Below are 14332 nucleotides of genomic sequence, written 5' to 3' on the forward strand. Positions count from 1 at the left end.
TACTACATGTCGTAATTTGAGATAATTTGTGATGGTGTTTTTCTTAATAAAAGTAACATCGGTAATAACCCAATCAGTAAATTACCAAGATAAATCAAGAATATTCCAAGTATTGTAATAATGATATCGACATTAGTTGATGCCAATTGACTTAATGGTGTATTGGCAATGTATGAGCTAATTAATAAGTAAGCAATGAACCCTAAGATTGATGATATGGTTGTGATCATGATAATTTCAACAGCAAACGAACCATATATTTCACGTCGTTTAACACCTAAAGCACGGTAAACTGCAATTTCATAAATACGTTTAATCATACTAGAACGCATCACAAAATAGAAAATGAGTAATCCACCTGAGGCTATGATAATTGAAGGTGTTAGATTAGATGCTAGCTGTACATTTTTATCACGCTCATTTAAAAGGATAGCTTCTTGTGCTGTGTGAGATACAGTTATTCCATCAAAACTAAATAAATCAATGATTTCCCAAGGGTTATCGTAATGAATAAAGTACTTATAATAACCAGTCTCTATCATCATGCTTTCAAATGCCTGTTTAGAAGTATCCTCAATATCCATTCCAGATAAATATGCCAGAGCATAATGATCATAAGTGAAAACTGAAATATAGTCTCTATCCGCAATACCAACAACTTCAAACAGTTCTACTTCATCACTTGAATCGATAAATTGTGCATTAAAGAATTTTTCACCTATAAGTTCTTGAATTGACCAAATACCAATTGATTTAAAATTAATACCACCACCAAAATCACCAGAATCAAAAATAGCTTTAGATAATACAATTTCATATCTATTCACTGGTAATCTACCATATAAGATTTCATCTTGAGATAAATAATCAGCGTATTCTAGACTCATTTGTTTACCAATCATAAATGCATTGTCGTCATCAAAGTAAACTCCAAAATCATGTGTGGTAGTTTTGCGATCTAAAATATCATAATCCCTATCACCAAGACGTTCAGTAATCAAATCATATATATCTGTAAAATCTTGGCCAAAATAAACTGTATTAGCAAAATCGATGACAACCATTTTATCGTCATTGGTAATGTAGCGCTTGTAATCAAGGGTTAAAGTGGTATATAAGCTTACCAGTGAGTTTGCTATTAAAGCACCAGCAATAGCAAAAATGAACAGCATTAATTTACCTTTTGCACCAAATTGAAGCACACGTTTAAAAGCTATCCATAAGCTTGTTTTAAACGATATTGCCAAGCCTCTGCTTTTATTTACTGATGAATGTTCTAATTTGGAAACATCAAATGTGGTTTCAAGTATTTGTTCTCTTGTTTTCTTTTTAAAGTGTTCATCTTTGATTGTTACGTGCGAGTCACGATTAATCAATTGAACTTTTTGAATACCAGATTTAACATCTAGATAAAGTGTTTTGTTCTTAACAATTAACTTAATTTCGACTTCACCAACATCTTCAGTATCTGCATAAAGTTTAGTCGAAAATGCTTCTGATTCTAGTGATGAAAGTTCATTTAAGTCTTTTAAATATATGATATTTTCATTATCAAATTGATGGTCACCAGTAGTTTCATTTACTCGGTCATCAATTACTTTTCCATCTTTGATTTCAATAATTCGGTCACCATAAAACTCAGCTATTTCTTTTTCATGAGTAACTAAAATTACTGGTTTTGTTAATGAAATTTGCTTGATGATATTCATAACGTCTTGCGTATTTCTTGAGTCAAGGTTACCAGTTGGTTCATCAGCAATAATAACTTTAGGATTTTTTACAAGTGCTCTTGCGATTGCAACACGTTGTTGTTGTCCACCAGAAAGTTGTGTCGCTCGTTTTTTTCTAAATCTAAACATACCAACTTGATTTAAGATGTAATTTACACGTTCTTCAATCGCATTTTGATCTGTGATACCAATCATTTTTAAAACAAAAGCAACATTATCAAAGACTGATAAATCATTCATTAAATAGTAGTTTTGAAAAATATAGCCAACTTCATGACTTCTAATCTTGTCCCAAACTGCTGGTTTATAATGTTTTATCTCATGTTCATAGAAATTTATGACACCTTTATCTACTTTATCTAATCCACCTATTACATTAAGCAAGGTGGTTTTACCAGAACCTGATGCACCTAAAAGTACAACGAGTCCTTTTTCAGGAAAATCAATTGAAATATCATTTAAGACATGAATTGAATTAGATCGATTCTTATTGAAATGTTTGTCTAAATGTTTAACGGAAATCATAGATTTTCCTCCTTACTTTCAGTAATATTCTCGATAATTGAGAACTTGAAGGTCTTTTTATTGAATCTTCTAGCTAACCAAAGGGTTAAATACGTAAATAGTAAGAACAAGACAATATAATCGCTTAATAATAATTGTGAGAAGATTAAATTGATATTATAATCATTAAATCTAATTACTATCACAAGAATCATTGTTATAACAAAAGCAATCAGCATGATGAAAATTTGTTCAAAGATAACTAACCATCCTAAGCGAGATTGATTAGCACCAATTGATCTATAAATTGCAAAGTCTTTCTTTCTTGCAGCCATAATATTTTTAATAAAGGTATATAGAATAAAGTATAAGAATAATGCTAAGAAGAAAATCAATGAAAAATAGAACAGTGAAAGTATGAAAGTAAACATATCTAAAATACCAATAGTGGCACCAGTGTTATTAGCAGGATAAATCACGCGATAAATAGATTTATCAATATTTTCAAAAATACGGTTTGCTTCTACTTTGTTTTTAGCAGCAATCATAAAAGCATCACCAATCGCATCTTGAACTAATAAATTATGATTTATATAAACCGTTTGACGGAAATTATCATTATAAATTCCAACCACTGTAAATCTATCTTTTTCAATTGTCGTATATACATAATAAGTTTCAATAGCTACGATTTTTGAAGGATCAGAAGTATATGATGTTAGATTTATTTCATTATTCCAACTAATAAATTCAACGCTTTCATTACCTTCTAGATTTACCACGTATCCGTAATGATTAACTTCAATATCATCTGGAATTGGTATTGTTACCAAATTGCCAAATCTTGTATGTTCTGATTCCACTAATACTGGTATTTCTTTTTGATATTCTAAAACTGTATCAAGATAAATATAGTTTTCATAAGAATTTGAAATAACTATTTCATTGTCTAAAAGAGGCAATCTGCCCTCTTTTAGAAATTGTGGGTTATTTTCAATTGAGTAAGTAGAGTCAAATCTAGCATTTGATATACCTTGACGATACCAATCATTATCATCATCATTAACCACATATAAAATCTCTAAACTATTCGTATCAATGTAGGTTAAATCTTTATAAAGATAATAATCCCCTCCACTTATGTTGTTTAATTGATCATAGTCTTGTTGTGTAAGACTAGATTGATCTTTTTTCATAACATAAAAACGATTATCCGATGTAATATTTGTCTTAATACCAAAATTAACATTATTGTCACCAATTGGTGAAATTTCAAATTGATTTTGATTTCTTGCGCTGAACATGAGTAAAGTATAGCCAAATATAAAAATACTCATAATTAGAATTTGAAATAACAATATAAAGAATGTTCTTCTAGGTGTTGCAAGAATATTTCTTATGGCAAAATGCAATACAGACCAAAAACTCATCCCTTTTTGAAGTGGCTTGTCTATGTTCTCTAAAGATTCTACTTTTTTTAGAATTTTATCTTCAACAATTTCCCCATCATGCATTTTTATACGTCTAGTTGCATATGCCTTCACTTGATCAAATTCATGTGTAACGATAACTACTAATTTCTCTTTAGAAATTTCATGAAGCAGATCTATGACTTGTTTTCCTGATTCTGAATCAAGATTACCAGTTGGTTCATCAGCAACAATGATTGGACAATCTTTAGCAAGTGCTCTTGCAATGACTGTTCTTTGTTTTTGACCACCTGAAAGCTTTGCTGCTTTATGATGTATATGACTTGATAAACCTACTTTATCAATTAATTCTAATGCACGCTTTTTTCTTAAATGTTTTGGATAATTTTGAATCTCGAGTGCTAAAAGTACGTTTTGATAAACCGTAAATGAGTCAATAATGTTATAACTTTGAAAGATAAAACCGATATATTTTGAACGATATGCTTCCCATTCCTTATTGGTAAAGTGAGATGTTTCATCATTTTCGATATAAAGTTCACCGTCTTCATAGCTATCTAAACCTGAAATCACGTTTAATAGTGTAGATTTACCAGAACCTGATTCCCCAGTCACTGCGACAAACTCTCCGTAATTAAAGTTGGTTGTTACCTTTCTCATACCAACTGAAACGCCATCACCAGATTTATAGAATTTTGAGACATTGTCTAGTCTGATTAAGCTCATAACTTTATCCTTTCTAACTTTAATTCCTGATTCTATTGTAACCTATAAGTATTCTATTTAACTATATTTTAAAAAGACTTACATCAATTCGACTCTACGTTTCATTGATTTAATAAAAAAGACTAGTTAAAAATTAACTAGTCAATGATCCTTATTATTTAGATGAAACTAAATGTTCATCATCAAGTGGATCAAATGAGAAGCCAATTGAATCCGTTACTTTTAGTGAGAAACATAAACCTTGAGCTTCACTATGGATACCATAGTCAGCCGTAATTGCTTGCATTAATTGATCTCTTTGATCATCTTTACACACAATAATTAAAATGTCTTTTTCTGGGTGAAGTGTGATACCAAAAAACTTAGCTTTTTCGGTTGAAAGTGATGATCTACCATGTAAAATAGTACCACCTCTAGCACCAGCTTTTCTGGCAGCTTTCATTGCATCATAGGCAAAACCATGATTAGCAATATATAGAATTAATGATTGTCCAATTGGATTCATTATAAATTCTCTCCTTTTGAATGTTGAGTAAGCATTTCAAGTGCTGCACTTGACATACTTGTTAAATTCATAGCACAGGCAACACCCATACCACGTTTGGTGAAATTAAATTCTTCTTCTAATCTATTTAAGATTGGTTGTACATCATCTGGGTTTGCTAAAGCAAATACCACGTCTTTATCATTTTCTGCTAAAGATAAAGCATCTAGAATTTCAGTTGGTGCTGTACCTTTACCAATGAAAGTTACTGCGTCTAAGATTTTTAAATCTTGACAAGTTTTTAACATTGCAGAACTTTTCCCTTTATCAGTAATTATTAATAATAATTTCATTATTCTCCCTCACTTTCAAAAGAAACAACTTGTTCTTTAGTAGGTGAAATTTGTTTTGCTCGATGAGCTTGTAATCTAGATAACAAACCTAAAATTTGAATTGTTAATAATGGTGTCATTGCTACAAATGCGACCAATCCAAATGCATCTGTTAGAATTGACGCTCCAGTTGGATCAATTCCCATACCTGCACCAAAGGTGAAAGGCATTAAAAAGGCTGAAGTTAATGCACCAGATACCGCACCACCAGAATCCAGTGCAATTGCATAGAATATTTTAGGTGTAAAGAACATTAAAATCATAATCAAAATATATACCGGTAAGATTATCCACCAAATATTCAATCCTGTCAATACCCTTAAATTAGCAAGTCCAACTGAAATTGATACCCCTATTGATAGAGAAACTAACATCATGCGTTTAGTTACAACACCTGCAGATACATCTTCTACGAGTTTATTTAAAACCATAACTGAAGGTTCTGCAGCAATTGAAATATACCCGAATAACATACCAATTGGAATAATTACCCAACTATAACTAGATTGTGCAAAGAAATCCCCCATCGCATAAGCTAGATTCACAAGTCCAGCATTAGCACCGGTTAAGAATAGCACTAAGCCCACATAAACATAAAGAAATGCGATTAGTATTTTAATAACTTTTTGTTTGCTAAATCTAAAAACAAAAAGTTGAAAAACTACAAAAAATATAATAAATGGAATAATTGCGATTAACATTTGAAATAAATTTGCAAATAAATAATCGACAAAAGTTGAATCTAAATCAAGAATTGGAACTTGTGCACTAACAAAGAATCCTAAAATTAATACCGAAAGAATTGGTCCAATACTTGCAATTCCAATTAAACCAAACGAGTCAATATCCGCATCTTTATCCCCACGAGCTTTAGCAAGACCATATCCAAGTGCCATAATGAATGGAACTGCCATTGGACCTGTTGTTACACCACCAGAGTCGAATGCTACCGGAATGAATGATGGATTAATCATTGCAACAACACCAGCAATTGCAAAAACTAATGCGTAACCAATAATTGTTAATGTACGCAATTGAAATTGGAAAATGATACGTAATAGTGCAATGACTACAAAGATACCTGTACCTAAAGAAACGGTTAAAACTAAAATATTTTTATCTACAACCGCATTAAATTGATCACCTAACACCCAAAGCGCAGGTTCTGCGACAGTGATTAAAAATCCAACGGTGAAAATTACACCAATAATTAACCATAGATTCTTTTTTTGAACGAGATAATTGCCTATTTCAGAAGCAATTGACATCATAGAGGCTTCTGCCCCCATCGAAAATAAAGCCAGACCTATAATCAATAAAATTGCACCAAATAAAAAGTTAAGAATCAATGTTCCAGGAAGTCCAATAAGTAAACTTAAAACGATGACAGCAATTGTCATCGGGATAACGGCAGTTGCGGATTCAATTAGTTTACTTTTTAATGCTTTTAACATATTATCTCTTCCTTAGAAATGTTTTTATAGAAGTATTGTAACATAAACTAAGTTGTTTTTCCAAATTTAAAAAATAAAAAAATGGAATGTTTTATAACATTCCACTTTATCTTATTTACCTTCTAATGCAATTAATGAAAGTATTAATAATACTAATGGTTGATAAACTGTTGACCAAACAATTGCAACGACAGCTTTTACTTGTCCCCATAAATCAGCACTTGACTCCCATGCATCAACATAAAGCTGGAATGAATCTAAGAATAATGATGCAAATACAACACCAGCTACCACTAAACCAATTAATCCTACAAGTCTTCTCATTATATAACCCCCTTAAGTTTATATTTATATTCTATACTTTTTTATAAAAAAAATGAACCAAAAAGGCTCATTTCTTACGTTTTGGAGTAAAAACTTTTAATACCCAGAATCCAATCCAAATTGCTGATGCCATAATTGCATATGCAATGGCTTGACTTTGAACTGCAAGTGGATCCATTGTAATAAATTCCGTGATATCTACATATGAATTTGCATCAATTGATGCTACTTCTTCATATTCAAACGACATTGATAATGTAACATATCTTGTTTCATCTAAAGTAATTGAATGATCTACATCAACTTCCATTGCAAAACCAGAAAAATTGTTTGCAAAGTAAAATTTAGTAAAAGTAACATCTACTGATTCAAGTCCTAATAATTCTTCTTCAACTGCTTCTTCAATTTGTGCTTCCACAGCATCTAACTGTTCATGTACATATTGTAAACCAAATCCGTAACCATAATAAAGTCCAGATCCAATCAGTGCAAGTAAACCTAACACTGAGATAAATGTGAATAAACTTCTCATTTTATATCTCCCCTTTGTATTTATTCTTAATTATACATAAATTTATAATTTAACAAAATAATTATGCATTAGAAATCTCATCAGTTAATCGAATAATATCATCGATTGACTTACCAATGAAATCTATCGTTTCTTTAAGTGGTTGTTCTGTTGTTAAATCAATTTCAACCATCAATGCTAAATCAAGTGGTTTTTTAGTTCCACCAGCTTTTAAAACTTCAATCCAAGCATTTGGGTTAAGTTTACCTTCAAAAATATTCTTTGAAACGAGCGTTCCTAATGTTAAACCAGCTGAATATGTATATGGATATAATCCCATGAAGTAATGTGGTTGTCTCATCCAAGTTAAACCAGCATAATCTGGAATTTCAACTGAATCTCCCCAGAATTTACGTAATACATTTAATTTTAAATTGTTTAAAACATTTGCTGAAAGTGGTTCACCACGCTCAATCTTATCATAGACTTCTCTTTGAAATGCTGCTTCTATTAAATGAGTGACAAAGTTATGATAGTAAGTTCTTGAAATCATAACAGACTTAATCCAACGTTTTGTACGAAGATCTGATGCTTTGATTTCAAGGTGACGAGCCATGATGAGTTCATTAGTTGTTGATGGTGCTTCAATGAAATACATCGAAGGTCTTGTGTTAAAGATATTTTGGTATTTATTTGCATATTGAAAGTGTCCAGCATGTCCAAGTTCATGTGCAAGTACCATCACTTCATCCATTTGACCATTCCAATTGATTAGAATAAATGAATTAGCACCATACGGTGAAGAACAGAATCCACCTGTTGATTTACCTTGATTTTGAGGAAAATCAATCCATCTTTCATCAAATGAGCGACGTACAATCTCTAAATATTCATCCCCCAAAATTGATAAACCATCTAATAACATTTCTTTTGAAGATTCAATAGTCACCTTAGGCTCAAATTCACTATCAACAGCTATTTTCAAATCCGCATATGTCATTTTGTCTAAACCGTGTAATTTTTGAAGCAGTTTAGCATACTTTCGCATATATGGAGCTAAATATTCGAAAGATAAATCAATTTGTCTATCCATAAAATCTTTGGTAACTTTTTGATTATATAAAAGATAATCATACACTGATTTAAACCCTCTTAAATCAGCAATTGCTTTTTCTTTTAAGAGTTGTGATTGGTAGTTAGAGGCAAATCCATTTTGATATTCACCTAACTTCTTATAGAATGCTTCATAAGCAACACGTCGAACATTAACATCATGTTCATACTCATATTCGTTTTCAAATAATGTGAATGAATTCGGGTATGCTTTACCATCCACAATAAAGTCAGGAAACTTCATATCCGCTAATTTGAAGCGATTATAATTTGTATAAGGTGCATTAAGAACTGGTGAAAGATTTAAAAGTACTTGTTCAGCTTCTTTAGTTAATGCATGTTTTCTTGATTCCAATTCTTCTTCAAGATAAAGTGCATTTTCAGTTGAAGTTAAAATTGCATCCTTAATTATTTTCTCATCAACTTCTTTTAGTTCATTTTGGACAAATGAAATTTGCTTTGAAATCTTTTGCATACGCATCATTGTTTTACCAACACGCATTTGATTAATTTCAGAAATTGAATCACCTGATTGTTGTAGTGAAGCATATGCATTTAATCGAACAAAATTACCTTGTAAATCTCTTAATTCATCTAAACAAGTATTAATCACATCAGCAGAAACTAAATTTCCTTCAAACTTCGCTTGAAATAACTTAACATGTTCTTCAACTTTTGTAAATGCTTGTTCAAAAGCTTCATCACTTTCAAATATGGTCTTTAAATCCCATGTATATTTAACTTCAACGTTTTCTCTTTTCGGAAGTTGTTTTTTCATATTCTTTCTCTCTTTCTTTAAATAAAACACATGTCGCCATGTGTTTTAATCAATAGTTTTTTCAGCATGATCAACAATATCAAGGAAAATATCAACGAGAATCGGGTCAAATTGAGAACCACTACATCTTTTGATTTCTTCAATTGCGACTTCTTTTGGAAGTGGTTCACGATAAGTTCTTTTTGATATCATTGCATCATATGAATCAGCGATTGATACAATTCTAGCACGAATTGGAATATCTTCACCCATTAAACCTCTTGGATAGCCATTTCCATCCCATCTTTCATGATGGGATAGAATATCGATTGCAATTTCAGAATATTCTGGTGCAGCTGCAATAATCCTATAGCCAATTTCTGGATGTCGCTTGACGATTTCCCATTCTTCAGCAGTAAGTTTGCCTGGTTTGTTTAAAATTGCTTCATCAATTGCAATTTTCCCAATATCATGAAGTGATGAAATAGCTCTTAATAAGTTCAATTCATCTTTATTCATATTTAATTTTTTATCAATCTCAATACAAATTCTTGCAACCCGTTTAGAATGTGCTTCCTCACGAGGATTTTTCTCATGAAGTGATTGGAGAATCGTTTTAATAAATTCTGAACGATGTGAATCATTTTCAAATAATTTGTGACGATACATCAATTCTTCTGATATCCTTGCAATATCACTGAATTGTTCATCATTTTCTTTGGTTGATATACCATATGATAAAGACAATTTAACACCATGTATTTGTTCTTTGTCTAAATATTCGAGGACAGATTCCATAATTTTGGTTGCCATATCTTTTCTCATATGTGGAGCTAGGATGATAAACTCATCGCCTCCCATACGGAAAACATAACCTAAATCATTAAATGCATCCATCAAAATTTTAGTGGTTCTAACTAAAACTTCATCTCCAATACGATGACCAAAAGTATCATTGATTAGTTTTAATCCGTTCACATCACATGTGATTAAAGATAATGGTTCATATTGTTCTTTACTTAATTCAACCGATTTTTCTGTAAAGAATCTACGATTATATGCACCAGTTAATGCATCATGATAAGAAAGTTGGATGATAGATTTTTCATATTGTTTTTGCTCTGTTACATTTCTTACAAATACAGTAATTCCAATGATTTCTTTACCGCGATAAATTGGGGTAAAAATTTCTTCGATGTATTTACCTGGAACATCTTCTACTTCAGTTACTATTGTCACACTTTCACCATATAAAACTTTAGCAAAAGTTTCACTATAACGTTTTTTCATTATGTCATTATTTAATAGTTTGAAAAAATTATCACCAATTTCAATTTCCTTGTGATAATACTTTAACATTTCGTTGTGGTGAAAAATATTAAAGGCAATGTAATTCAAATGTTGATCAAGTGCATAGATTTCAATTGCACTATTCGATTCAGATGCAAATTGTAAAAGTTGTTGTTGAGCTTGAACAAGTTTTATATTTGAAATTCTTTGGTGCTGTTGTTCCATTAACACACCAATGAACATCGTAACAATAGGATAAATAATCAAGAATGGTACTGCAATAACTCTTATAACTGTTAAACTATTTGGTAAGAAAAGAAAGATTAGGATCGTTAACGCATGTATGATTAATCCAAAGATATAATACTCCATATAGCGGTTAACAAATTTAACACGATAAACTAACTTATGCCATAAAATACCAATGAATGCACTAGCAGCAATTGAAATAATCCCAACTGGAACTCCAGAACCACCAATAATTAAACGATAAATCATTGCGATTACACCAGATACAATTGTTGCTATTGGTCCAAAGAAAATACCAGCGATACTAAATAAAATTGTTCTTGTGTCAAAGTTAATACCATCTTCAAAATAATATGGATTACTCATAATAAAAAGAGCAGCTAATGCTAAAACCAACCCTGATAAGACTTGTTTATAGTATTTTGAATATTTGATTTCGAAGTTTGTAGTTGCATATAAAAAAATCAGAATCATTAATATAAATACATTATTAGATAAAGCTGTAATAATCTCAAAAATTTGTTCTGTTTCCATAGATACTCCGTAAAAATACAACTACAATTTATACATATTTATTATACAAGATAAAATCTTACATGAGTAAATTTTGTTTAATATGTCTTTTTTTCTAAAAAGATAACCCCACCATTTATTTGTTTAATAACTAAATAGTGGAGGTTTTGATTAATTATTTATCGAATTTTAACATGTGACCCATTTTTTCTTTTTTGATTTTTAGGTACATTTCATTTCTTTCATTATGATTCAATTGAATTGGAACGCGTTCAACAATTTCTAAACCATAACCAGATAATCCATTAATTTTCAATGGATTATTTGTCATTAAACGTATTTGTCTAACACCTAAATCTTTTAATATTTGTGCTCCAATACCATAATCTCTTAAGTCTTCTTCAAAACCTAAAGCAAGGTTAGCTTCAACTGTGTCCATTCCTTGGTCTTGTAGGTTATAGGCTTTAATTTTGTTAATTAAACCAATACCACGGCCCTCTTGACGCATATATAAAAGAATACCTTTACCTTCCTTTTCAATGTTATCAAGAGCTGCTTGTAGTTGTTCTCCACAGTCACACTTTAATGAACCAAAAGCATCACCAGTTAAACATTCTGAGTGGACACGGAGTAAAACTGGTTCATTTTCGTTGATTTCACCTTTCACTAATGCAACATGATGTTCACCAGAAATTGCATTTTCGAATCCAATCATTCTAAATAAGCCATGTTGGGTTGGTAGCCATGCTTCCGCTGCTTTTTTAACTAGACTTTCCTTTGAATTACGATGTCTGATAATTGATGTGATTGAAACTAAGGGTATGTTATTTTTTCTAGCAAATTTTTCAAGTTCAGGAAGTTTTAATGGTACACCTTCTTCATTTCTTAATAATAACGATACAGAAACTGGTTTAAATCCTGCTAGAATTGCTAAATCTACTGATGCTTCAGGATGCCCTGCTCGTTTTAATACACCGCCTTCATGTGTCATTACAGAAAGAATATTCTTTGGAAATTGAAAGCCTGATTGATATACATCTTTCTTTAAGTAATTAATCACTTGAGATAATTGAACAATATCTAGTGATTCTCTGTTGTTTAAAACTACTGGATAAAAACTAGTTTCATAACTAGCAGTAACTTTTAAATGATCAAAGTAATTTTTTGGTGCATTAATAGCAACAATTTGCGGTTGTAATGATGCGATTAATTTAACATCATCATTCGTAAGTGATTCTAATGGAAATGTTAAGGTTCCCATGTTGTTTAAATCATAATCATCAACTACAATTGTTGGTTTACCAGATTTTATTAAATTAAGCGCATCTAAGATTTCATCAAATGTCATTTGCATGATAGGTCTCCTAATCTTGACACAAAAGAATACTTTTCACGTACTTTTTCTAAAGTATTATATTCTGATGTCTTGTTAGTTTATATTTTATTACAAGTAATTAAAAATATGATTGAATATACATTTCGAATTTGAAATATTCAATAAATTACATTAATTTAGATATTTCAATTTATCTGTTTTATTTGTATTTGTGGATACTTAGTTAATCAAATTTATTATTTAAATAGATTTCAAAACATGTATTTATTTTATAAATAAGATTTAATTTAAATGATATAATTAAGAACTGAGGTAAGTTATATGAGTACACTAAAAGTAATATTAAAACCAAAAGAGGAAATTAGAATTAAAGATGGTGAGAATTTTGTTTATTCGAACGAAATTTCGGCATTTGAAGGTGATATAAAAACTGGTGAAATAGCATCAGTTTATTCTACTAAAAATGAATTTTTAGGTAAAGGATTTTTAAATACAAATTCTAAAATATTTGTTAGAATTATATCTCGAAAAGATTCAGAACTTAATAAAGATTACTTTAAAAAACTTATTAAAGAAGCCAATAATGCTAGAGTAGATTTAGGTTATACGAATGCATATCGCTTATTCTTCAGTGAAGCTGATGGAATACCTGGTTTAATTATTGATAAATACGCTGATTATTTAGTTGTCCAAATTTCATCACTAGGTATTGATTATAGAAAACAAATGTTTGTCGATATCATGGTTGAATTATTCAATCCAAAAGGTATTTATGAACGCAGTGATATGCCTAGTAGAATCAAAGAAGGTTTAAAACAGTTTAAAGGCACTTTATACGGTGAAATCCCTGATGAAATCGAAATCTTTGAGAATCATATAAAATTAATGATCGACGTTAAGAATGGTCAAAAAACAGGCACTTTCTTAGATCAAAAACAAAATCATGTAGCAATTAAACCTTACGTTAAAGATAAAACAGTTTTAGACTGCTTCTCACATATTGGTGGCTTTGCATTACATGCAGCAAGTTTTGGAGCAAAAAATGTTTTAGCATTAGATATTTCACAAGATGCAGTTGAAAACATTAATAGAAATGCTAAATTAAATAATTTACAAGTTGATACTTTAGTATGCGATGTTTTTGATCAATTAAGAACATACGTTAAAGAAAACAAAAAATTTGATGTGATTATCTTAGATCCACCAGCTTTCACTAAGAAAAAGGAAGATATTAATAAAGCTTATCAAGGTTATAAAGAAATCAATCTTCAAGCAATGAAACTTCTAAATCCAGGTGGCTATTTAATAACTTGTAGCTGTTCACATTATATGTATCCTGATCTTTTCTTGCAAATGATAAGTGATGCAGCAAGAGATTCTAAGAGAAAAGTTCAAATGATTGATTTCAAAATTCAAGATATGGATCATCCAGTCATCTTCTCTGCTGATCAATCATTATATCTAAAATATGTTGTTGTAAGAGTTACTGATTACTTATAAGATAAAAGACTTCATTCAA

Annotated in this window: 11 protein-coding genes; 1 reads left to right on the plus strand and 10 read right to left on the minus strand. The window is 30.5% G+C overall.

Annotated elements, in window-relative coordinates; genetic code table 11:
* Window positions 1-2: 2 nt before the first annotated feature.
* The 10 genes from PG914_RS05165 to ribA form a co-directional block, all read right to left on the minus strand.
* Window positions 3-2255, minus strand: a complete 2253-nt coding sequence (locus PG914_RS05165) for an ATP-binding cassette domain-containing protein (protein WP_488822645.1) — start codon at window positions 2253-2255, stop codon at window positions 3-5.
* Window positions 2252-4390: an ABC transporter ATP-binding protein/permease gene (locus tag PG914_RS05170; protein WP_488822646.1), complete on the minus strand. Its 2139-nt coding sequence runs from the start codon at window positions 4388-4390 to the stop codon at window positions 2252-2254. Before PG914_RS05170 ends, PG914_RS05165 begins: the two co-directional genes overlap by 4 nt.
* Before the next feature lie 154 nt (window positions 4391-4544).
* Window positions 4545-4895 carry a P-II family nitrogen regulator gene (locus PG914_RS05175; RefSeq protein ID WP_488822647.1) on the minus strand — a complete coding sequence of 117 codons (351 nt, stop codon included), beginning with the start codon at window positions 4893-4895 and terminating at the stop codon, window positions 4545-4547.
* Window positions 4895-5227 carry a hypothetical protein gene (locus PG914_RS05180; RefSeq protein ID WP_488822648.1) on the minus strand — a complete coding sequence of 111 codons (333 nt, stop codon included), beginning with the start codon at window positions 5225-5227 and terminating at the stop codon, window positions 4895-4897. Before PG914_RS05180 ends, PG914_RS05175 begins: the two co-directional genes overlap by 1 nt.
* Window positions 5227-6720, minus strand: coding sequence for a DUF1538 domain-containing protein (locus PG914_RS05185; protein ID WP_488822649.1), 1494 nt, complete (start codon window positions 6718-6720; stop codon window positions 5227-5229). The genes PG914_RS05180 and PG914_RS05185 overlap by 1 nt, the downstream gene beginning before the upstream one ends.
* Window positions 6721-6831: 111 nt before the next feature.
* Entirely contained in the window at window positions 6832-7044 is a 213-nt protein-coding gene (locus PG914_RS05190) for a hypothetical protein (RefSeq protein WP_488822650.1), read from the minus strand.
* A gap of 67 nt (window positions 7045-7111) precedes the next feature.
* Window positions 7112-7576, minus strand: a complete 465-nt coding sequence (locus PG914_RS05195; protein ID WP_488822651.1) for a hypothetical protein — start codon at window positions 7574-7576, stop codon at window positions 7112-7114.
* Between the two features lie 61 nt (window positions 7577-7637).
* Window positions 7638-9446, minus strand: a complete 1809-nt coding sequence (pepF, locus tag PG914_RS05200; RefSeq protein WP_488822652.1) for an oligoendopeptidase F — start codon at window positions 9444-9446, stop codon at window positions 7638-7640.
* Between the two features lie 45 nt (window positions 9447-9491).
* Window positions 9492-11498: an HD domain-containing phosphohydrolase gene (locus PG914_RS05205; protein WP_488822653.1), complete on the minus strand. Its 2007-nt coding sequence runs from the start codon at window positions 11496-11498 to the stop codon at window positions 9492-9494.
* 154 nt (window positions 11499-11652) lie between these two features.
* Window positions 11653-12834 (minus strand): GTP cyclohydrolase II, encoded by a 1182-nt coding sequence (ribA, locus tag PG914_RS05210; protein WP_488822656.1) that lies wholly within the window; start codon window positions 12832-12834, stop codon window positions 11653-11655.
* A gap of 300 nt (window positions 12835-13134) precedes the next feature.
* Here ribA and PG914_RS05215 point away from each other — a divergent pair, with 300 nt between their 5' ends.
* Window positions 13135-14313: a class I SAM-dependent rRNA methyltransferase gene (locus PG914_RS05215; protein ID WP_488822654.1), complete on the plus strand. Its 1179-nt coding sequence runs from the start codon at window positions 13135-13137 to the stop codon at window positions 14311-14313.
* Window positions 14314-14332 lie beyond the last annotated feature (19 nt).

Source organism: Acholeplasma sp. ORD1043, assembly GCF_057808485.1.